The 19,460-nt window shown below is 65.7% G+C and carries 23 protein-coding genes and 1 pseudogene; 11 read left to right on the forward strand and 13 right to left on the reverse strand.

The genetic code is table 11. The features are described 5' to 3' along the window. The first annotated feature begins 65 nt into the window (after positions 1-65). A complete protein-coding gene (locus BM118_RS05455) occupies positions 66-698 on the forward strand; it encodes a TetR/AcrR family transcriptional regulator (protein ID WP_092182913.1) in 633 nt (210 codons plus the stop codon). Positions 699-701: 3 nt separating this feature from the next. Then, positions 702-1,484, forward strand: a complete 783-nt coding sequence (locus tag BM118_RS05460) for a sulfite exporter TauE/SafE family protein (RefSeq protein ID WP_092182915.1) — start codon at positions 702-704, stop codon at positions 1,482-1,484. Positions 1,485-1,486: 2 nt separating this feature from the next. Here the strand turns inward: BM118_RS05460 and BM118_RS05465 are convergent, their stop codons facing one another. From BM118_RS05465 to BM118_RS05505, 10 genes are all read right to left on the reverse strand, one after another. Then, complete coding sequence (locus BM118_RS05465; protein WP_092182917.1) at positions 1,487-2,191, reverse strand: glutathione S-transferase family protein; 705 nt, start codon at positions 2,189-2,191, stop codon at positions 1,487-1,489. Between the two features lie 104 nt (positions 2,192-2,295). After that, positions 2,296-2,439 (reverse strand): hypothetical protein, encoded by a 144-nt coding sequence (locus BM118_RS41215; protein ID WP_177234033.1) that lies wholly within the window; start codon positions 2,437-2,439, stop codon positions 2,296-2,298. Positions 2,440-2,552: 113 nt separating this feature from the next. Continuing rightward, positions 2,553-3,218 (reverse strand): DUF429 domain-containing protein, encoded by a 666-nt coding sequence (locus BM118_RS05470; protein ID WP_092184280.1) that lies wholly within the window; start codon positions 3,216-3,218, stop codon positions 2,553-2,555. A gap of 31 nt (positions 3,219-3,249) precedes the next feature. Continuing rightward, positions 3,250-3,597 (reverse strand): carboxymuconolactone decarboxylase family protein, encoded by a 348-nt coding sequence (locus BM118_RS05475; protein WP_092182919.1) that lies wholly within the window; start codon positions 3,595-3,597, stop codon positions 3,250-3,252. 3 nt (positions 3,598-3,600) lie between these two features. Then, complete coding sequence (locus BM118_RS05480) at positions 3,601-4,122, reverse strand: RNA polymerase sigma factor (protein ID WP_092182921.1); 522 nt, start codon at positions 4,120-4,122, stop codon at positions 3,601-3,603. Next, positions 4,119-4,328 (reverse strand): YgaP family membrane protein, encoded by a 210-nt coding sequence (locus BM118_RS05485; RefSeq protein WP_038967554.1) that lies wholly within the window; start codon positions 4,326-4,328, stop codon positions 4,119-4,121. Before BM118_RS05485 ends, BM118_RS05480 begins: the two co-directional genes overlap by 4 nt. A gap of 95 nt (positions 4,329-4,423) precedes the next feature. Further along, a complete protein-coding gene (locus BM118_RS05490; RefSeq protein ID WP_092182924.1) occupies positions 4,424-5,608 on the reverse strand; it encodes a serine hydrolase domain-containing protein in 1,185 nt (394 codons plus the stop codon). Positions 5,609-5,682: 74 nt separating this feature from the next. Further along, on the reverse strand, positions 5,683-6,375 hold the full coding sequence (locus BM118_RS05495; RefSeq protein WP_177234034.1) for a GNAT family N-acetyltransferase: 693 nt from the start codon (positions 6,373-6,375) through the stop codon (positions 5,683-5,685). Positions 6,376-6,379: 4 nt separating this feature from the next. Beyond that, positions 6,380-6,727 carry a Lin0512 family protein gene (locus BM118_RS05500; protein WP_008134681.1) on the reverse strand — a complete coding sequence of 116 codons (348 nt, stop codon included), beginning with the start codon at positions 6,725-6,727 and terminating at the stop codon, positions 6,380-6,382. Between the two features lie 210 nt (positions 6,728-6,937). Continuing rightward, entirely contained in the window at positions 6,938-8,602 is a 1,665-nt protein-coding gene (locus tag BM118_RS05505) for an acetolactate synthase large subunit (RefSeq protein ID WP_092182928.1), read from the reverse strand. Positions 8,603-9,672: 1,070 nt separating this feature from the next. Between BM118_RS05505 and BM118_RS05520 the strand changes: the two genes are divergently transcribed. The 4 genes from BM118_RS05520 (at position 9,673) to BM118_RS05535 (ending at position 13,051) form a co-directional block, all read left to right on the forward strand. After that, positions 9,673-10,356, forward strand: a complete 684-nt coding sequence (locus BM118_RS05520; RefSeq protein WP_244550059.1) for a GntR family transcriptional regulator — start codon at positions 9,673-9,675, stop codon at positions 10,354-10,356. Beyond that, positions 10,353-11,603 (forward strand): dicarboxylate/amino acid:cation symporter, encoded by a 1,251-nt coding sequence (locus tag BM118_RS05525; protein ID WP_092182932.1) that lies wholly within the window; start codon positions 10,353-10,355, stop codon positions 11,601-11,603. Before BM118_RS05520 ends, BM118_RS05525 begins: the two co-directional genes overlap by 4 nt. After that, the gene (locus tag BM118_RS05530; RefSeq protein ID WP_092182934.1) at positions 11,603-12,634 is read left to right on the forward strand and encodes a threonine aldolase family protein; all 1,032 of its coding nucleotides are present in this window, start codon (positions 11,603-11,605) and stop codon (positions 12,632-12,634) included. Before BM118_RS05525 ends, BM118_RS05530 begins: the two co-directional genes overlap by 1 nt. Before the next feature lie 63 nt (positions 12,635-12,697). Continuing rightward, positions 12,698-13,051: an MmcQ/YjbR family DNA-binding protein gene (locus BM118_RS05535; protein ID WP_092182936.1), complete on the forward strand. Its 354-nt coding sequence runs from the start codon at positions 12,698-12,700 to the stop codon at positions 13,049-13,051. A 24-nt stretch (positions 13,052-13,075) separates the two neighbouring features. Here the strand turns inward: BM118_RS05535 and BM118_RS05540 are convergent, their stop codons facing one another. Continuing rightward, complete coding sequence (locus BM118_RS05540) at positions 13,076-13,543, reverse strand: MarR family winged helix-turn-helix transcriptional regulator (protein WP_092182938.1); 468 nt, start codon at positions 13,541-13,543, stop codon at positions 13,076-13,078. Between the two features lie 143 nt (positions 13,544-13,686). Here BM118_RS05540 and BM118_RS05545 point away from each other — a divergent pair, with 143 nt between their 5' ends. From BM118_RS05545 to BM118_RS05560, 4 genes and pseudogenes are all read left to right on the forward strand, one after another. After that, positions 13,687-14,088, forward strand: a complete 402-nt coding sequence (locus BM118_RS05545) for an Ohr family peroxiredoxin (RefSeq protein ID WP_092182940.1) — start codon at positions 13,687-13,689, stop codon at positions 14,086-14,088. A gap of 80 nt (positions 14,089-14,168) precedes the next feature. After that, a complete protein-coding gene (locus BM118_RS05550; protein ID WP_092182942.1) occupies positions 14,169-14,582 on the forward strand; it encodes a cupin domain-containing protein in 414 nt (137 codons plus the stop codon). Between the two features lie 53 nt (positions 14,583-14,635). Beyond that, the gene (locus BM118_RS05555; RefSeq protein ID WP_092182944.1) at positions 14,636-15,508 is read left to right on the forward strand and encodes a bifunctional helix-turn-helix transcriptional regulator/GNAT family N-acetyltransferase; all 873 of its coding nucleotides are present in this window, start codon (positions 14,636-14,638) and stop codon (positions 15,506-15,508) included. Between the two features lie 55 nt (positions 15,509-15,563). Beyond that, positions 15,564-15,879 (forward strand): annotated as a pseudogene (locus BM118_RS05560) (ester cyclase). Positions 15,880-15,902: 23 nt separating this feature from the next. On the opposite strand, the gene BM118_RS05565 reads toward BM118_RS05560, so the two are convergent. Next, positions 15,903-17,123 carry an MFS transporter gene (locus BM118_RS05565; RefSeq protein ID WP_092182946.1) on the reverse strand — a complete coding sequence of 407 codons (1,221 nt, stop codon included), beginning with the start codon at positions 17,121-17,123 and terminating at the stop codon, positions 15,903-15,905. Between the two features lie 184 nt (positions 17,124-17,307). Here BM118_RS05565 and BM118_RS05570 point away from each other — a divergent pair, with 184 nt between their 5' ends. Further along, entirely contained in the window at positions 17,308-17,769 is a 462-nt protein-coding gene (locus BM118_RS05570; RefSeq protein ID WP_092182949.1) for a cupin domain-containing protein, read from the forward strand. A gap of 29 nt (positions 17,770-17,798) precedes the next feature. Here BM118_RS05570 and BM118_RS05575 read toward each other — a convergent pair whose 3' ends face one another. Next, complete coding sequence (locus BM118_RS05575; RefSeq protein WP_092182951.1) at positions 17,799-19,196, reverse strand: amidase; 1,398 nt, start codon at positions 19,194-19,196, stop codon at positions 17,799-17,801. Between the last annotated feature and the right edge of the window lie 264 nt (positions 19,197-19,460).

Here is a 19,460-nt window from a genome sequence, read left to right on the forward strand (position 1 = left end):
CATTCACGCCGTTCCCGGCGAATCACAAAAACGATCGATCAGTCAGTTATTTATGGACGCCCCTGATGCCCAAGATCAGCGACAAGCAGCGTGAAGGCCGGCGGCAGCAGATCCTCGAGGCCGCCCTCGCCTGCTTCGCCGACAACGGTTTTCACCAGACCGGCATGGCCGACATCGTGAAGCGGTCGGGGCTGAGCCATGGCGCGGTCTATCTCTACTTCCAGAGCAAGGACGACCTGATCGAGGCGCTCGCTGACGACCGGCATCGCCGTGAAGCCGTGCTCAACTCGGTCGCGCAGGGATCGGGCGATCCGATCGAAGGACTTCACGCCCTGGTCCGCGTCTACGCGCAATGGCTCACCGATCCCGCCGGCGAAGCGCGGCGGCGCGTCGGCATCCATGGCTGGGCCGAAGCGCTGCGCAACCGCCGCGTCCGCACCAGCGTCGTCGAGGGTATCGAGATGCCGCGTGCCCTGATCGTGGCGCTGGTCGAGCGCGCCCAGCACGACGGCCTCGTCAAGCGCGACCTCGGCGCCGACGCCATCGCGCGCGTGTTGATCGCGATCTTCCAGGGCTTTGTGCTGCAAAAATGCTGGGGCGAGGACTTTGACCTCGATGCCTGCATGGCGACAGTCGATGCCGTGATCGACGGCTTCCGCACGACGAAGCCGGACGTCAAGCGACGAACCCGGGCTTGAGCGATGTCCTGGATTCTCGAACTGCTTGCAGGCATCGGCGTCGGCCTCGTCGGCGGCGTGACATCGGGCTTCATGGGCACGAGCCCGGGCGGCGGTCTCGTGATCTTTTCCGTTCTGCTGCTCGGGGCCGAGCAACATGTCGCCCAGGGCACGTCGCTGATCACGCAGGTCCCGCCAACCGGCCTCGCCGGTGTCCGCCGCTACTGGCAGGGCGGCAATCGCAGTCCGCTGCAATGGATCGTCTGGATCGGCATCGGATTTCTCGTCGGTGGCGCGGGCGGCGGCTATGCCGCGGCCGCCGTATCCGATGCAGTCCTGCAATGGACCTACGTCGTCTACCTCGCTCTCTTGATCGCGGCACTGCTGCTGCGCCGTGACCGCAAGGACGGCGCTGGCGCGGCCGGCGATCCCGCCGAATTGCCATGGCTTCCGCTGTTCCTCATCGGCACGCTGGCCGGCTTTTCCTCCGGCTTCATGGGCATCGGCGGCGGGCTCGCGATCACTGTCGGCCTCGCCGCGGGCCTGCGTGTGCCGCAACATCAGGCGCAACTCGTCAGCCTCGTCTTCTCGGTGATCCCGACCAACATTCCAGCGGCGTGGATCTACTGGAGCAAGGGGCTCATGGTCGGGTGGCCGGCGATAACAGGCATTGTTATCGGCCTCTGGGTCGGCACCGATCTCGGCGCACGCATGGCCAATGGTATCAGCAAATCGGTGCTGCGCCGGGTCATGATCGCCCTCGTCTCGCTGATGGCGCTCTACATGACCTACAAGGCACTCAGCTAGTTTCACGGCCGCTTCGGAATGTTGAGCCCACGTTGCACCGCCGGACGTGCAAGTCCCCGTTCGAGCCACGCGGCAACCGATTTGAACCGGGTGAATTCGACGAGGTCACCGGCGCCGTAGAAACCGTTGAGGTTGCGCACCCAGCCGAGCATGGAGATGTCGGCGATGGTGTAGTCGTCATCCATGAACCATTGCCGGCCGGCCAGATGCGTCTCCATCACGCTGAGCAGACGCTTGGACTCGCCCACGTATCGTTCGAGCGGCCGCTTGTCCTCGAAATCCTTGCCGGCGAATTTGTGGAAGAAACCGACCTGGCCGAACATCGGCCCGATGCCGCCCATCTGGAAATGCACCCACTGGATGGCTTGGTAGCGGCGCGCCGCGTCCTCCGGCAACAGCTTGCCGGTCTTCTCCGCGAGATATTGCAGGATCGCCCCGGACTCGAACAGCGGCAGCGGCCTGCCGCCGGGACCGTTGGGATCGAGGATCGCCGGAATCTTGCCGTTCGGATTGAGCGACAGAAACTCGGGCGTCTTCTGGTCGTCCTTGCCGAAGTCGACGAGATGGACTTCGTAGGGCAGCCCGATCTCCTCCAGCATGATCGAAACCTTGACGCCGTTCGGCGTCGGCAGCGAATAGAGCTGAAGCGGCTCCGGATGCTTGGCCGGCCAGCGCTTGGTGATGGGAAAGGTGGAGAGATCGGACATCGGGACCCCGGCATCGTTCGTGAGAATCCGCCTAATTTAGGCAAGCGGACCAACGGCACAAGGCCGATGCAGAGAACACACGATCTTTTCGCACCGAAGCTGGATCACAGCGGCGGCAGCAAGTGACTTGTCACATACGCGATGTCGCGCTGCGCACGTTGCTTGATGAAGAGCTGCCCGGTGACGAGCAGGGCTCCGATGAAAACGAGCGCGAGCAGCGCGGTCGCGAATTGACTGGTATCATTCATCGCACGAGCATCTCTGTAATCTCTTTGCACGGGGAACGCGGGCCGACCATCGACAGTTCCTATACCTGTCAAATAAATTGCCGCTTTATCCCGAGCGCGCCTTGGCGGTCGTCTCAATAGTTGATCTCCATCCGCAATCCGTGCGGATCGGTCTCGTCGTCGCCGACCGACTGCGTGCTGTCGCGCGCCGCGATCGCGCAGGCGCACGCGTCGATGAGATCGTCGCGTCCGATGCCGGTGCCGTGGCGCTGCGTCAGCCATTTCCGCAAGCGTGTGAAGCCGCGTTGCTCAAGCAGCGCGATGCGTTGTTCGCGGCCTTGCGCTGACGTCTTGCTGTCGAGCCGCAGGCGGCCGGCGAGATTCCAGAAGATCAACTCCGGATGCGCCTCGCCAATCACCACTTGCCGCGCGGGCGTCATGATCTCGTCGACCTCCCTGATCTTGTCCCTGATGTTCCAGAGCTGCGCCGACACGCCCCTGCCCTTGCCCTCGTGCTTCCAGTAGTGACGATTGGCTGTCGCCATGTCGGGAAATGTCCAGAGGTCCCGGCGCGCGCCGAGAAACACGGCGGGGCCAACCAGTTCGCGAGCGCGCAAGTCGCACGTTCGATAACCGCTCGGATTCAATCCGATCGGCATGTCGATCATCGCGCGCGCGTGCGGCATCGCGAGCAAGCGCGTCAGCCCCGGCGAATAGTCGAAGCCGTGATCGCCGCGCCCGTCGATCCAGGCTGCGACCCAGCCGTAGCGAAATCCGTCGAGGCCGAGGTAGTTGTTCACGCGCACGATCCAGTCACCGACCGATGCTCGCTCATCCCGCCCCCTCGCCTCGATGTCGCTCAAACAGGCGCTGCGCCAACAGCGCATGGCCGAGCGTGCCGCCGGCGCGCACGGCTGCCGCGATCAACGCGGCTTCCGCGACCTCCTCGCGCGTTGCGCCGGCCTTCGCCGCCTGTGCCGTATGCACGTCGAGGCAATAGGCGCATTGCGTGGTGAGCGCGACCGCGAGCGAGATCAGCTCGCGATATTTCAGCGGGATCAAGCCGTCCTTGCGCTCGACGGCATGATTGAAGGCGAGGAACGCGTTGGCCTCGACCGGTGCGAGCGCGACGAAGGCCGGGACGGATTTCAGGTCAGCGGGATTCTGATAATCGGTCATGTCTCATCTCGTCAGATATTCGCGCATCAAGGCGCGGGCGCGATGCAGGCGCGCCTTGACGGTCTGCCTGGACGCGCCGAGTGCGACGGCGATTTCGTCGATGGTCATTTCCTTGACGTCGCGCATCAGCGCGACGTCGCGGTAGTGCGGCGGCAGCGCTTCGAAAGCCGCGGCCACGTCGAGCCGCAGATCCGCCTCGGGTCGCGACAGCAGTGCGGCCTCCGCTTCACCGGCATCGATGGCCGGCATGAGGGCGGCCTTGCGCGCGAGCCGCAGACATTCGCGGCGGACCACGCTGAACAGCCAGGCGGAAAACGCCAGCAGCGATCGGATGGTGCCGACATGGCGGAACAGAATCCACAGCGCCTCCTGCGCCGCATCCTCGGCATCCGCCGAGCTGCGGCAGGTCGCGCGCGCGTAGCGGCGGATATCCGGCTGCGCCGTCGCGAGCAGCGACGCGATCGCGTCGGGATCGCCGAGGCGCGCAGCCTCGAACAGGTTGGGCGAGATCGCAGCCGCACTCACGACACGCCTCCTCGTCCGATCCCGGCCATCGCGCACATCGGGCAGTAGCCGACGAGGCCGGTCAGCGCGAAGCCTGCGCCGCCGAGCGCGACCAGCCATGCTGCAAGCCCGGACAGATACGCGAACGCCGCAATGGCAACCGCAATTCCGAGGGCCACCCGCACCGCCTGATGCAGGCCACCGATGTTTTTCCTGTAAAATCCCATCACATCCTCCGATACGAGCCGAGGCGGAATGCCTCGACGACAAGGAGGATGCGACGGACGAAAAGGATTCGCGGAGGCCTGCAATTTTTTTGCGGTCAGCCTCCGACCGCCTGGTAGGCCAGGCGCTTGAACTCGAAGAAGAACGGATTCCAGAAGCCCATGTGGCGCTGGGCCATCAGGACGCCCGCGGTATTGGCCTGCGGGCAGATCCACCAATGCGTGCCGGCAAGGCCACCCCACTGGAACTCGCCGGTGGAATTCGGGGGATCGAACGGCGTCGGCGCGAAGGTGACCGCGCCGCCGAGGCCAAACCCCTTGCCGGGTATCGGCCCGAGATTGGCGAAACGGATGGTCTGCCCTGCGGGCAGCTGGTTCGTCATCATCTGCCGCAGCGTCTCCGGCTTCAGCAGCGTGTCCGACCCGGGCACCAATGCGCGCACCAGCGCGAGCATGTCGGGCAGGGTCGAGACCAGGCCGCCGCCGCCCGAGAGCCGCGGGAGCGGACGGCGATAGGCCTGCGGATAAGGCAGATTGTCGGCCCGCGCCAGGCCGGGCTTCATCGGATCGAGCACGTCAGCGCCGGTGTAGAGCGCGACCAGCCTGCCCTGCTGCGCTTCGGGCACGTAAAATCCGGTGTCGGTCATGCCGAGCGGATCGAAAATGCGCGCCTTGAGGAAGGCATCGAGGGATGTTCCGGAGACGACCTCGACGACGCGGCCGAGCACGTCGGTCGCCACTGAATATTCCCAGCCGTTGCCGGGATGATAGGACAGCGGCAGATCGGCGAGCTTGTCGATCATGTCGGTCAGCGGCGTCAGCGGATTGAGCACGCGCGCCTCGTTGTAACCCCTGAACAGCACCGTGCCGGGATCGAAGATGCCGTAGCTGAGGCCGGAGGTGTGGGTCAGGAGCTGGCGGATCGTGATCGACCCGTTCGCCGGCTCGACATCGGCGAGACTCGACGCGCCCTGCTTCAGCACCTTGCGATTGCCGAGCTGCGGCAGGAATTTTTCGACAACGTCGTCAAGCCCGATGCGGCCCTCTTCCATCAGCAGCATGATCGCGCACGTGATGAAGATCTTGGTATTCGAAAACGCGCGGAAGATATGGTTGGGCTGCAGCGCGGTGTTGGACTCGCGATCAGCGAAGCCGACGCATTGCTGGTCAACGACCTCCCGGCCGCGCAGCACCGCCCAGGACACGCCGGGAATGATCTCCTGATCGACGTAGCGCTGCATCGCCGTCCGTACGGCGGAAAAATCGGTTGTCCTGGCGTCCATGTGTTTCCCCCAATTGTGGTTCGGACGGATATAGCGTGAATTCGAACGAAATGAAGGGCGGTCCCTGAGGGAGTCTATCCCTCCTTCATGAACGCAGTGACGTACAGGCGCCGCCGAATCCGCATGCCCTGTCGCTGGTACAGCGCGATCGCGGATGTATTGTTCGAGAACACGTGCAGGAACGGAATTTCGCCGCGCGCCTCGATCCGGCGCGCGACCGCCGCGAGCAGCGCCTGCGCGTAGCCACGCCCACGGTATTCCGGATGCACGCAGACGGCCGTCATCTCGACGAACTTTCCCGGCTTCATTCGCTCGCCCGTCATCGCGACCAATTCGCCGCCGTCGCGGATGCCGAGGAACGTGCCGAGCTCGTGGGTGCGCAGCGCGAATGGCCCCGGCTTGGTCAGCTCCGTCAGCGCCATCATGGCGGGAACGTCGCCCGCGCCCAATGTGACGATCTCGGCATCGCGGAGCGGACTGTCGGCCGGCGAGCCGATCATCTGCTCGCCGGTCTCGGCGAGCACGACCTTGAAACCGGCGGGCATTTCGACCGGCTCCGGCGTGAACAGCGCGGCAACCTGCGAGCCCGACAGGAGGTCATGGAGCGCAGCAAAACTTGCCGGCGACATGTCGACCATGTCGGCAAACGGCGTCATGTCCACGGGATAACGCAGCGCTCGCGGACCACCCTCCGCCAGATGCTTCTGGCTCGTTGTCAGCGCGCTCCAGATCGGGTGATCCAGCAGCGCCTCATCGCTGTCGGACACCGGCCTAGTCCTTGTCGAAGCTGACGATGACAGCCGCATTGGCGATGAGGATGGGGTCGTTGGCCACTTCCGTAGCCGAGGGAATCTCCAGCCCGCCCTTGACCGCAGTCACGGTCACGGTGCCGTAGGGCAGCTCCTTCGCTACGGCTTCCTTGTCCACCGCCTCAGGGTTGGGCACTCCGATCGTGACATCGACGAACATGTCGTTCGCGGTCTTGCCGATCATCCGGAAGAAACCGAGGCTCGAATGCCTGATCGCATCCGACACCGCACGCTTCGCCGCCTTGGTGGCGTCCCTGCCGTGAACGTCGACGCCCATGCCCATCTCGGTGATACAGCGAACGCGAGTCATTTCATATTCCTGTGGTTGGTTGGGTAATCAAGAGTGTGGGGGATCAGTGATCGCGACACAAGTACGGTAGACCTATTCGGGCGAAGTCCTCGCTGCAGACTCCGTCATTGCGAGCGCAGCGAAGCAATCCAGGACTGCCGCCGCGGGACGACTCTGGATTGCTTCGCTGCGCTCGCAATGACGATGTGGAGATAGCTTTTCTCCATCAAATCACGCCTTCGCCTTCTCGTGCGCCCGCAGCTCATCCACGAGCACCCGCACGTTCTCCGAATAGTCGATCGGGACCACGACCAGGTGCACGCCGCCTTCCCTAAACGCGGCATCGAGCGTCGGGCCAAAGCTGTCGATCGTCTCGATACGATGCCCCTTGGCCCCATAAGCCTTCGCGTAGAGAACGAAATCGGGATTGCCAAAGGTCATGCCGAAATCGGCGAAATGATCGACGGCCTGCTTCCAGCGGATCATGCCGTAGGCGTTGTCCTCCAGCACCAGCACGACCAGGTTGAGCTTGAGACGGACGGCGGTCTCCATCTCCTGGCTGTTCATCATGAAACCGCCGTCGCCGGCGACCGCGAGCACGCGGCGGTCGGGATAGAGCATCGCGGCCATCATCGCCGACGGCAGGCCGGCGCCCATCGTCGCCAGCGCGTTGTCCAGCAGCAGCGTGTTGGCGACGCGGGTGCGGTAGTTGCGCGCGAACCAGATCTTGTACATGCCGTTGTCGAGCGCGACGATGCCGTTCTCCGGGATCACCTGGCGGATGTCGTGCACGATCCGCTGCGGCGTCGGCGGCCAGCGCGCCTCGGTGGCGCGGTCGGCGATATGGCTCAGGATTTGTTCGCGCAATGGCAGGAGCGCCGCCGCCTGCGGCAGCCTGCCTTCGAGGCGGTCCGCCAGCAGCTCCAGGCTCGGGCCGACATCGCCGACGACCTCGGCGTCCGGGAAATAGACCTGCTCGACGCTGGCGGACGTGTAGCTGACGTGAATCACCTTCGGGCCCGACGGCCCCATGATGAAGGGCGGCTTCTCGATCGGGTCGTGACCGATTGCCACGATCAGATCGGCGGCGTCGATCGCGTCATGGACATAGTCGCGCTCGGACAGCGCCGCGGTGCCCATATAGAGATTGGTGCCGCCGGGCACGGTGCCCTTCCCCATCTGCGTGGTGAAAAAGGGAATGCCGGTTCGCCGCACGAAGCTCGCAATGCCGTGGGTCGATCGTGGCCGGCTGGTCGCAGCGCCCATCATCACCAGCGGATGCGTTGCCGCGAGAATCATCTCGGCCGCACGATCGAGCGCGGCGCGATGGGCGACCGGAATTTCGATCGGATGGACCGGGATCACGGGAACGGCCGGTAATTCGTCGCCCGCGATGTCCTCGGGCAGTTCGAGATGCACCGGCCCGGGCCGCTCCTCCATCGCCACGCGAAAGGCATCGCGCACCACGGTCGGGATGCTGGAGGCGCTGATGATCTGCCGCGACAGCTTCGTCAGCGGCTTCATGGTCGCGACCACGTCCACGATCTGGAAACGCGCCTGCCGGCTGCTCATGATCGGCTTCTGGCCGGTGATCAGGATCATCGGCATCGCGCCAAGATGCGCATAGGCCGCTCCGGTGGACAGATTGAGCGCCCCGGGGCCGAGCGTCGAGAGACAGACACCGGGCTTGCCGGTGAGCCGGCCATGGGTGGCGGCCATGAAGGCGGCCGCCTGCTCGTGGCGGGTCAGGATCAGCTCGATTTTGGAGGTGCGGAGCGATTCCACGAGATCGAGATTTTCTTCGCCGGGCACGCCGAAAATGCGGTCGACGCCCTCGTTCTCCAGCGCCGCGACAAACAAGTCCGATCCCTTCACCTTGCGCTCCTGCCCGCTCATGTCGCCTCCGCTCGCTGTTCTGGTCCCGTGTTCCGGGCGCGCGCATGGTAGCGGTCTGCGGCGCGGGCACAACTCACAATGCGGCGTGCGGCGGCTTCAACGTCGCCATTGCGAGCGCAGCGCCGCGTCCGGGGCACAAGACCGAAGTTCGAGCGCACGTTCCCTCCACACCGTCATTGCGAGGAGCTCTTGCGACGAAGCAATCCAGAGTCTCTCCATGGAGGGATTCTGGATTGCTTCGCTGCGCTCGCAATGACGGAGCACGGGGCCAGCACCGCGCTTGCTCAACACGCATCTCAGCTCGCAGACACAGATCCGCATCCTCGCGGCTCATCTCGCCCGAGCTTTGCTTCATCGCGACACCCTCCGATGTCAGAGGGCGCAGGGAAGGCCGGGTGCCGGCTGGCACCCGAGGTCCACTGTGCGAAAGGTGGCAACGAAAATCTGCACAGCGGCATACAGGTGAAGCCCAACACACGGCCTTCCCTGCGCAGTGGTTTGACGGCTTATGCCGAGCTCTCCCCGGGGAGCGATGCACTATTGCCCCCGTCGCCTTGCGGATCGCTGATGCGCGTGCCCGGTTGGGCCGCCACATCACCGCAAGACTTGGCGCACAGACCCCGGGCGCCAGGACGACACGGTTTTGCCGTACGCAGATCGCACCGGTCGTGTGCGCGAAGGCCTTCGCTCACGGTTGCCCGCCCTGCGAAGCTCTTCGCGCCGATGTGACTAGCGTCCACCGCAGCTCACCCCGCATGTCGTGACGATCGCGATACGCCCCTCTGACCGGGATGAGGTGGCGAGACAATGCGATAAAACAGAAATTCTGTAAATACGAATCTTTTCGCCTGTTGCGATTGACCGAGCCGTGGCGTGTTTTGCCCGTCAGGCAACGCAAGGTCTTGTAGCCCGGATGAGCGAAGCGATATCCGGGATTCGTGCGAGCGGCGGTCCCGGGTATCGCTTCGCTCACCCGGGCTACGACTCTGCGGCCTCCCTCACAGCTTCGCCACCAGCAAAATCAGCAGGCGAGCTTGACATTTCTCTGCCATGCCGCTGGTATGTCAGTTATGCCCGCCGCTTCCCTCGACCGCGACCGCGCCTATTCGCTGCTCCGCGATCTCGTCATCTCCGGCGAGTTTGCGCCTGACGAACCCCTCTCCGAACGCAGCCTGTCGAGCCGGCTGGCGCTCGGCCGCACCCCGATCCGCGAGGCGCTGAAGGCGCTCGCCAAGGACGGCCTGCTCACCATCCATCCGATGCGCGGCACCTTCCTGCGTCAGATGTCCTTTGACGACCTGCGCGAGATTCATGAATTGCGGCTCGCGCTCGAAGGCATGGCCGCCTATCTCGCCGCGACGCGCGGGCCGACGGAGCCCCTGCGCCAATGCGCAGAGGAGCTGCGCAGCATCCAGTCGCGCGAAAACCTCGATGTCGAGGAGGCGCAGCAGGTCGGCTGGGCCTTCCACGACGAACTGTTTCGCGCGACCGGCAATGGCCGGCTGGCGCAATCCTACGACAATCTGCGCGCGCAGAGCGGCCTCGCCCTCCAGAAGATGCGGCAATACAGCGTCGAGCGCACGCGCCAGGCCGTCGGCGAGCATCTCGATATCTACGCGGCCATCGAGGCGCACGACCCTGACACCGCGCAGCAGCGCATGTGGCGACATCTGTCGTCCGCGTTCGAGGCGCGCCTCACCGCGCTGGGCGCGATCCGCACGCAATATCCGGGACAAGGAGACCACCACGCATGATCCGGCCGCTGTTCAGATTGCCGCTCGTGTTCCAGATGCTGCTCGGATTGGTGCTGGGGCTCGGCGTCGGCCTGCTCTGGCCGGATTTCGGCGCGGGCCTGCGCCCGATCGGCACCGCCTTCGTCGAGGCGGTGAAGATGATCGTCATTCCCGTGGTGTTCGCAGCCGTCACGCTCGGCCTCTATCGCATGGGGAGCGAGCTGAAGGTCTTGGGGCGCGTCGCCGCGATCAGCCTCGGCTATTTCTACCTCGCGACCGTGGTCTCGATCCTGATCGGCCTGCTGCTCAACGCCGCCTTTCATCCCGGCGCCGGCGCGCCGCTGGCCGCGACCGGCAAGGTGCCACAGAACCTCGCGGTGTCGGTCGACTGGATCAAGTTCTTCATGGACATGATCCCCTCCAACATCGTCGCGGCGATGGCCGAGCAGAAAATCCTGCCGACGCTCGTCTTCGCCATCCTGTTCGGCCTGGCCCTCGCCTCGGTCGGCAAGGTCGGCGAGCCCATGGTCGCCGTGCTCGAGGCGGTGATGGCGGCGATGTTCAAGATCACCAAATGGATCACCTCGCTCGCCCCGATCGCCATCTTCGCCGTGATGGCGTGGCTGTTCGCGACCCAAGGCCTCGCCACCGTGCTCGCGCTCGCCAAGCTCGTCGGCGTGATGTATCTGGGCCTTGCGATCATGGTCGCGATCTTCTGGCTGATGCTGCTTGCGATCGGCGAGAAGCCGCTCGCCGTCACCGGGGCGGTGATGGAGCCGATGATCCTGGCCTTCTCCACCCGCTCCTCGGAAGTGACCCTGCCGCTGCACATGGAGAAGCTGCGGGCGATGGGCGCCTCCGAACGCATCGTCTCGGTGGTGCTGCCGCTCGGCTACGCCTTCAACCGCGACGGCGCCATCATGTATTTCGCCCTCGCCGTCACTTTCCTCGCCGAGGCCTATGGCGTGACGCTGACCTGGTCGACGCTGTTCACCATCGTCATGGTCACGACCATCGCGAGCAAGGGCAGCGCCAACGTCCCCTCCGGCGGGCTCGTCGCCATCGCCATGGTGCTGTCGGCGATCGGGCTGCCGATCGAGGCGCTCGCGGTCATCGCCGGCGTCGACGCCTTCCTCGACATGGGCCGCACCGCAATCAACGTGTTCGGCAACACGGTCGCGGTGAAGCTGGTCGAGAAGTTTGCCGGCGACATGGCCGCCGACGAGGTGCAGCCGGTTGCGGCCAACCTGCAAACGCAGGACGCGTGATGGCCACGGAACAGTCTTATGTCGATCTGCGCAGCGACACCGTCACGCTGCCGACGGCGGCGATGCTGGGGCGCATGCAGCGCGCCCCGCTCGGCGACGACGGCCGCGAGGGCGATCCGACCGTCCGCGCGCTCGAAGAACGCGGCGCTGCCTTGATCGGCAAGGAAGCCGCCCTGTTCGTGCCAAGCGGCACGATGGGCAATCTCCTGGCGATGCTCGCTCATGCCGAACGCGGCGCGGATGTCTTCGCCGATCGCGGCGCGCATCTGCTCAACTCGGAGCTCGGCAGCGTCGTGACGATCGCGGGGTTGGTGCCCAAGCCGATGCCGGGCCGTCGCGGCGCAATGGACGAAGCGGCACTTGCGGACGCGATCCGCGGCTCGGAACGTCGCGGCCTGATCGCGATGGAGACGTCGCATAACGGCGCCGGCGGTGCCGTGCTGCCCCTGCCGCACATGATGCGAATTCACGCGCTCGGACAAAGCAACGGGATTCCCGTGCATCTCGACGGCGCCCGCCTCTTCAATGCCTCGGTCGCGCTCGGCGTGCCGGCGGCACAGATCGCCGAGCATGCCGACAGCGTGATGATCTGCCTGTCCAAGGGACTGAGCGCGCCGGTTGGCAGCTTGCTGTGCGGCAGCGCGGCGTTCGTCGCGCGGGCGCGGGCCTTGCGAAAGCTCGTCGGCGGCACCATGCGCCAGTCCGGCATCGTCGCGGCCGCCGGCCTCGTCGCGCTGGAGACGATGATCGATCGCCTCTCGGAGGATCACACAGCGGCCAGGCGGCTTGCCACCGCGTTGACGTGGCTCGATCCGGCGCTCGCCGATCGCGACCAGGTGCAGACCAACATCCTGCGCGTCGACGTCTCCGCAAGCGGGCGCGAGGCCGCCGCATGGGCCGAGGGCGTGAAGCGGCACGGCATCCTGGTGCAGGCCAGCGGCCCCTCGCAGCTCCGGCTCGTCACCCATCGCCACATCGACGAAGCGGCGGTGGACCGCACCATTGCCGCCTTCGCGGCGATCGGCCGCTAGCGCGCGCATTGCAAGCAGCAAGCGCGCATTGCAAGCCGCGCGCAGCGTGCTATCGCTCGCCTCATGACTCCGAAAAGCTTCGAAGCGCGCTGCTTGCGCCTGCCCGCCGCCACCAAGGTGGTGCAGTGGGAGGGCACCTCCGTGTTCAAGGTCGGCGGCAAGATGTTCGCGCTCGGCGGCGGCTTTGCCGCAAGCTCCGGCGGCTACATGTTCAAGGTCTCGGACATGGCCTATGCGATGCTGATCGAGCACGGCGTGGCACGACCGGCGCCGTATCTGGCGCGCGCCAAATGGGTGCAGCTCGTCAGCAACAACGCCCTGCCGGATGCCGAGCTCACCGCCTATCTGGCGCAGGCCCATGCGCTGATCGTCGCAAAGCTGACGCGCAAATCGCGCAAGATGCTGGGGCTCGACTGAGCGCCAGCGCCGGCGCGTCGCACGTCAGGACCGCTCCTGCTCGGATCCGGTGTGGCGTAGCAGATTGTCGCGCAGGCGGCTCACCGTCTTCTGCACCACCGGAAACTCGTCGCCGAGGCCGGTCGCCTCGATCAGGGACCCGCTGAGGTCCTGCTCGATCAACTTGCGGCCGGCCGCCGTCAGGCTCACCCGCACCTGCCGCTCGTCGGCGGGATCGCGGTGGCGCTTGATGTAGCCCGTCTGCTCGAGCTTCTTCAGGATCGGCGTCAGCGTGTTGGATTCCAGGAACAGCTTCTCGCCGAGCGCGCTGACGGTCTGCTCGTCCTCGTCCAACAGCGCCACCATCGCGATGTACTGGGTGTAGGTCAGGCCGACCTTGTCCAGCAGCGGCTTGTAGGCGCGGCCGAAGGCGAGATTGGCCGAATAGATCGCAAAGCACAGGAAATTCGACAGTTTCCGGCCTTTGCCGACGGCTTTGGGGGAACGGGCCACGGGAACCTCCGCAATTCGTGATCTGCCAACCGATATAAATCGCATCCGATTAAATCGGAAGAGCTTGACCGCCGGGTGCGGCGGGTTTATTTCATCACGCATCCGATTAGATCGGATACGATATACATCAAGAGGACCCTGCCATGTCATCCGCTGCCAAGCTTCTCTTTACCGGCAAGACCCACGTCACCTCAGGCTCCGACGGTGCCGCGCGCTCCAGCGACGGCTTCCTCGACATCAAGTTGGCGCAGCCGCATCCGGCCGCCGAAAACCTGTTCGCGGCCGCCTGGTCGGCCTGCTACCTCGGCGCGCTCGGGCTCGCCGCCGCCCAGCGCAAGGTCAAGCTGCCGAGCGAGCCGTCGGTCGACACCGTGATCGACCTGAACAACGCCGGTGGCGCCTTCTTCCTGCGCGCCCGTCTCGACGTCAGCGTCCCCGGCGTCGACCGCGCGGTTGCACAGGAGCTGATCGAAGCCGCGCACGGCATCTGCCCCTACTCCAAGGCGGTGCACGGCAACATCGAGGTGACCACAACCCTCGTCTGAAGCGCCACGACGCGGGCACCGGCCGAACGTCGGCCGGGCCCGCGCGGTGCGATCAATCCAGCGACCACACGGAGCCGACCATGAGCCATCGTCATTTGCGAACCCTGCGCGTGCTGTCGAGCGCCGCCCTGCTCGCCGCAAACCTGTTCACCCTGCCGGCAGCGGCGCAGCCTGCCGGTGTCACACGCACCGACCTCCAGCGCCACGATCTCAGCGCGCCCGGCCGCGAAGCCGTGCAGGTGCGCGTCGACCTCGCCCCCGGTGTTGCGTTCGGCCGGCACACCCATCCCGGCGAAGAGATCATCTACGTGCTGGCGGGCGCCATCGAATACGCCGTCGACGGCAAGCCGCCGGTGACGCTGAAGGCCGGCGACGTGCTGTTCATCCCGGCCGGCACGGTGCATGCGGCCAAGAACGTGGGCAACGAGACCGCGAGCGAGCTTGCGACCTACATCGTCGCGAAGGACAAGCCGCTGCTGACGCTGGCGAAGTGAGACCGGCCATCTTCGATTGACCAAATCGATATATCTGACTAAAGTCAGATATTATGCTCGATCCCGTCTCCCGCGTTCGCCGCTTCAACCGTGCCGTCACCTCTGCCGTGGGCGCGCTCGATACCTCGTTCCTGGGGCGCGGCCGGCCGCTCGGCGCGGCGCGCGTGCTCAACGCGATCGGGCACGAACGTTCGGACGTGGCCGAGATCCGCGACTATCTCGGGCTCGATTCCGGGCTGATGAGCCGTCTGCTCCGCAGCCTCGAGGACGAAGGGCTGGTCGAGACCACGGCGCACGAGGATGATGCCCGCCGCCGCGTGGCAAAACTCACGCGCACGGGCCGGCGCGAGTTCGCAGCCTACGAGGCGCTGTCGAATACGCAGGCCGAGAGCTTCCTTGCGCAGCATTCGCAGCGCGAGGCGCTGCTGGCGGCGATGGACATGATCGCCTCCGCGCTGACGCGCGAGCGCATCGCGCTGGAGGAGATGGATCCACGAAGCGAAGAGGCGCGCTATTGCCTCGGCGAATATTACGCGGAGCTCGGCCGCCGCTTCAAACAGGGCTTCGACGTTTCGCTGTCGCGCGACCCCGATGCCAAGGACATGCGCCGCCCGCGCGGCGCGTTCATCGTCGCGATGTCGGATACGCTGCCGATCGGCTGTGTCGGGCTGAAGGGAACCGATCACGGCTATGCCGAGATCAAGCGTCTGTGGGTCGCCCCCGCCGCGCGCGGATTGCGGCTCGGCCGGCGGCTGATGGACGCGGCCGAGGATGCGGCGCGCGGGCTCGGCATCGCGCTGCTGCGGCTCGACACCAACAGCGCCCTCCCCGAGGCCGGCCAGCTCTACCGCAGCACGGGCTGGCGCGAGATTCCGCGTTTCAACGATGATCCCTATCCGGACCTGTTCTTCGAAAAGCGGCTGTGAGCTGAGCGTCGATTCCCCATCCCAGCGCGTTATGGTCGGAGCCAGGAGTTTCGCCATGACACGGGCCGACCTCGTCAATATCTACCGCGACTATATCGCCTGCCTGAATCGGCAGGATTGGCCGATGCTCGGTCAATTCGTGGATGACGAGGTTTCCCACAACGCACGCCCTCTCGGCCTTCACGGCTACCGCGCCCCGCATCGCCTGCCGGCTGACATTCGACTGCGCGCCGGTTGGGAACTTCCTGGGGCTGGATGTGAACGGCAAGCGGGTCTCCTTCTGCGAGAACGTGTTCTACGAATTCGCCGACGGAAAAATCCGGCAGGTGTGGTCGGTGATCGACAAGACCGCGATCGAGGCGCAGCTCTGACGTTGCGCCCCGGCGACCCCGGTTCATGCCGCAGCGGTCGCGGCCTCCCCTTGCGGCTTGGTGAACGGGCGGAAATTCATCGCCATCAGGAAGGCGCCGAGACCCATCGCCCAGGAGGCGATGTAGAGCCAGGCGTAGCTCGAGAACGCGTCGTAGATCAGGCCGCCGGCGAGCGGGCCCGTCGCCATGCCGAGGCTGCCGGCCATCGCGGTGCCGCCGATCACCGTGCCCATCATGCGCAGCGGAAAGTTTTCCCGCACCAGCACCGCGTAGAGCGGCATGGTGCCGGCATAGATGAAGCCGAAGATGGCCCCGACCGCGTAGAAGGTCGCAAGCTGATGCGCGAAGACGTAGGCGAGCGCGCCGAACGCCTGCAACAGGAGCCCCGTGACCAGCACGCGCTTGGCACCGAAGCGATCGCCGAGCAGCCCGAAGACAATGCGGCCGCCCATGCCGGCAAAACCCTCGATGCTGTAGATCGTCACCGCCGCGATCAGCGGGATGCCGCAGCTCACGGCATAGCTGACGGTGTGGATGATCGGGCCGGAATGGGTGGCGCAGCAGAAGAAATTGGTCGCGAGCAGGATGAGGAATTGCGGCGAGCGCAGCGCCTCGCCCAGCGACATCTCCGCCTGCGCAGCGTCCTCGCCCGACGGCACGGGCATCGCCTGCGCGAGCGCGGGCGGACGGCGCACCAGCAGCGACACCGGGATCATGATGGCGCCGACCACCAGCGCCACGACCTGCATCGAGGTGCGCCAGTCATGGCTGGAGACGAGCCAGGCCGCGAGCGGCGACATCGTCATCGGCGCCATGCCCATACCGGCCGACACCAGCGAGACCGCGAGGCTGCGATGGGTGTCGAACCAGCCGGTGACGGTCGCCATCATCGGCGCGAAGATCGCCGCGCAGGAGGCGCCGACCAGCAGGCCGAACACGAACTGGAACGCAATGAGCGAGGTCGCATGGCTCGCGGCGAACAGGCTCGCCGCCAGCACCGTCGATCCCGTCAGCACCACCGGCCGCGGCCCGAACCTGTCCGTCGCCGTGCCCCAGGCCATGCTGGTGAAGGCCATCGCCAGAAAGCCGATCGTCATCGCGCTGGAGATGCCGGTCACCGACCAGCCGGTGTCCTTGGCGATCGGCTGCAGGAACACCGGCAGCGAAAACATGCCGCCGATCGCGACGCAGCCAAGCAGGCCGCCCGCGGCGACGATCACCCAGCGATAGTGGGACGAGTTCATTTTCCTTGTCTCCCGTCAGTCTGTCCGAGTGAAAGACGAATGGGGTTGGCGCGGGCCGACAGGCGACGGTACTTTAATTTTCCGACGATCGCGACCGCGCCGCCGGCGCGCGGTTCCGCAAGCGCCGGCTCCGGTGCGGCCTGCTCGCGCCTTATAACTCCAAAGATTTCAGGAAAGCACCCGCATGCCCAAGATCGACATCGCCGCGGTGCCGGAGCGCAGAGGCTCCGGCTATCCCTCGCCCTTCAGCCTTCCTTGCGCTGAGCGCATCCGGCTGCGGCTCGTCAATGCCGGCGGGCTGTCGGATTTCGGCATCAACCTCATGAGATTGCCGCCGGGCAGCTGGTCGAGCCAGCGGCACTGGCATTCGCATGAGGACGAGTTCGTCTACGTGCTCGCAGGCGAACTGACACTGATCGAGGACGACGGTGAAACCGTGCTGCGCGCGGGCGATTGCGCCGCCTTTCCGAAAGGCAGCGGTAACGGCCATCACATGATCAACCGGTCGGATGCGATGGCCTTCTACCTCGAGGTCGGCTCGCGCTCGCCCGACGACCTCATCACCTGCTCCGACATCGACATGATGAGCCCGGCTTCCGACGGACGGTTCCTGCACAAGGATGGCACGCCCTATCCGGACGGCTAGTTCGCCAATCCCTGTCTCTCGATAGGAGATCATCGTCCTCGAAGGGACGGTCGCGCAGCGGTGGCGCAGGCCTGCTCGACGCACCGGCTCGCGCGCAGGATATTCTGCTCGGCGAACATCGGCCCCACGATCTGCAAGCCGATCGGCAGTCCCTCGACAAATCCGCACGGCACCGAGGCGGCGGGCTGGCGCGTCAGGTTGAACGGCCATGTCAGCGGCGTCCAGTCGAACCATTGCGGGAAGCGCGCGGCGTCGGGCGTATCAATGCCGACCGCGAAAGCGGTGATGGGAACCGTCGGCGTCAGCAGCAGGTCGTAGTCCTGATGAAACGCCTGCATCTGCTGGCTCAGCGCGCGCATCTCGACATGGGCGGCTTGCAATTCGCGCGCGGACAGATCCTGGGCCGCGATGATCAATCGCAGCAGGCCCGGATCGAGCGCCGCCAATTGCGCGCCGGTGAAATCACGCACCAGCGCGGCATGCGACGCCCCCCAGATCACTTCCAGCGCATGCTGCGCGCCGGACAGATCGAGAGCAACATTCTGCACGTCGGCGCCTGCCACAACCAGCGCGTCGATCGCCGGCTGCATGCCGGCCACCACGGCAGGGTCGGCAACCGGAAAGCCAAGATCGGGCGACCATGCGATCCGCAGGCCCGCAACGCCGCGGTCAAGGCCATCGAGATAATCGATGCCGCGATCGGGAATGGCAAAGGAATCACGCGGGTCCGGGCGCGTGAGCACGTTCAACAACAGCGCGCTGTCGGCGACATCGCGCGACAGGCCGCCATAGACCGCAAGCGTTCCCATGACGCCGGGTAAATTCGGCACCACGCCATAGCTCGGCTTCAATCCGAACACGCCGCTGAACGCCGCCGGGATGCGGATGGAGCCGCCGCCATCGCCTCCGGTGGCGAGCGGGACCACTCCGGCCGCCACCAATGCGGCCGAGCCGCCGCTGGAGCCGCCGGGCGTGCGGGAGATATCCCAGGGATTGCGGGTGATGCCGGTCAACGGGCCATGGGTGATGCCCTTCCAGCCAAATTCGGGGGTCGTCGTCTTGCAGAAGAACACGGCCCCTGCCTCGCGCAGCCGGGCCACACCGGGCGTATCCTGCGTGCTGGGCGCGGCCGCAGTGGCGTGGGAGCCGATGCGCATCGGCCAGCCCGTGACCTGCGCGGTATCCTTGATCGCGACGGGCACGCCGTCGAGCGGCCCGAGCGGCGTTCCGCGACGCCAGCGATCCGCGGACTCCGCCGCCAGACGCCGCCCCTGCGGCTCGTCCAGCAGGCACACCGCGTTCAGGATGGGATCGACCGTATCCAGCCGCGCCAGGGTCGCGTCCAGCACATCGACCGGCGACAGCTCGCCCTTGGCGAAGCGTCGGGTCAACTCACGCGCGGAAAGCCAGTTCAGATCATCAGACATGAGGCATGCTTCGGCGCATGTTCTGGCGCGAGGAGAAGCTTTCGCGCGTTTTGGATCATCGCCTGTCGGTCATAAACCAACTATCGATCAACCGACCATGCAATTTTCAAGGAGAGCGCATTCCAAGGAGCGCACTTGCGCCTTCGAGTTCCTGCGACACGCGCGCCCGGGCTGCGCATGAGCGTGCCCGCCCGCTCGAGGATTTTGCGACCTGCCAACAAGAATCGCGAAAACAACCCCATGCACAGTAGACGGCCCCAGCGG

This window comes from Bradyrhizobium sp. cf659, from assembly GCF_900113725.1.
Lineage (GTDB): Bacteria > Pseudomonadota > Alphaproteobacteria > Rhizobiales > Xanthobacteraceae > Bradyrhizobium.

Excerpts from the sequence above, each read along its gene's own strand:
- BM118_RS05570 (WP_092182949.1), top strand. The coding sequence starts at position 17,308 with ATGCCCAAGATCGACATCGCCGCGGTGCCGGAGCGCAGAGGCTCCGGC.
- BM118_RS05555 (WP_092182944.1), top strand. The coding sequence starts at position 14,636 with ATGCTCGATCCCGTCTCCCGCGTTCGCCGCTTCAACCGTGCCGTCACC.
- BM118_RS05505 (WP_092182928.1), bottom strand. The coding sequence starts at position 8,602 with ATGAGCGGGCAGGAGCGCAAGGTGAAGGGATCGGACTTGTTTGTCGCG.
- BM118_RS05490 (WP_092182924.1), bottom strand. The coding sequence starts at position 5,608 with ATGGACGCCAGGACAACCGATTTTTCCGCCGTACGGACGGCGATGCAG.
- BM118_RS05575 (WP_092182951.1), bottom strand. The coding sequence starts at position 19,196 with ATGTCTGATGATCTGAACTGGCTTTCCGCGCGTGAGTTGACCCGACGC.
- BM118_RS05525 (WP_092182932.1), top strand. The coding sequence starts at position 10,353 with ATGATCCGGCCGCTGTTCAGATTGCCGCTCGTGTTCCAGATGCTGCTC.
- BM118_RS05550 (WP_092182942.1), top strand. The coding sequence starts at position 14,169 with ATGAGCCATCGTCATTTGCGAACCCTGCGCGTGCTGTCGAGCGCCGCC.
- BM118_RS05455 (WP_092182913.1), top strand. The coding sequence starts at position 66 with ATGCCCAAGATCAGCGACAAGCAGCGTGAAGGCCGGCGGCAGCAGATC.
- BM118_RS05460 (WP_092182915.1), top strand. The coding sequence starts at position 702 with ATGTCCTGGATTCTCGAACTGCTTGCAGGCATCGGCGTCGGCCTCGTC.
- BM118_RS05500 (WP_008134681.1), bottom strand. The coding sequence starts at position 6,727 with ATGACTCGCGTTCGCTGTATCACCGAGATGGGCATGGGCGTCGACGTT.
- BM118_RS05485 (WP_038967554.1), bottom strand. The coding sequence starts at position 4,328 with ATGGGATTTTACAGGAAAAACATCGGTGGCCTGCATCAGGCGGTGCGG.
- BM118_RS05565 (WP_092182946.1), bottom strand. The coding sequence starts at position 17,123 with ATGAACTCGTCCCACTATCGCTGGGTGATCGTCGCCGCGGGCGGCCTG.
- BM118_RS05465 (WP_092182917.1), bottom strand. The coding sequence starts at position 2,191 with ATGTCCGATCTCTCCACCTTTCCCATCACCAAGCGCTGGCCGGCCAAG.
- BM118_RS05545 (WP_092182940.1), top strand. The coding sequence starts at position 13,687 with ATGTCATCCGCTGCCAAGCTTCTCTTTACCGGCAAGACCCACGTCACC.
- BM118_RS05530 (WP_092182934.1), top strand. The coding sequence starts at position 11,603 with ATGGCCACGGAACAGTCTTATGTCGATCTGCGCAGCGACACCGTCACG.
- BM118_RS41215 (WP_177234033.1), bottom strand. The coding sequence starts at position 2,439 with ATGAATGATACCAGTCAATTCGCGACCGCGCTGCTCGCGCTCGTTTTC.
- BM118_RS05520 (WP_244550059.1), top strand. The coding sequence starts at position 9,673 with ATGCCCGCCGCTTCCCTCGACCGCGACCGCGCCTATTCGCTGCTCCGC.
- BM118_RS05475 (WP_092182919.1), bottom strand. The coding sequence starts at position 3,597 with ATGACCGATTATCAGAATCCCGCTGACCTGAAATCCGTCCCGGCCTTC.
- BM118_RS05535 (WP_092182936.1), top strand. The coding sequence starts at position 12,698 with ATGACTCCGAAAAGCTTCGAAGCGCGCTGCTTGCGCCTGCCCGCCGCC.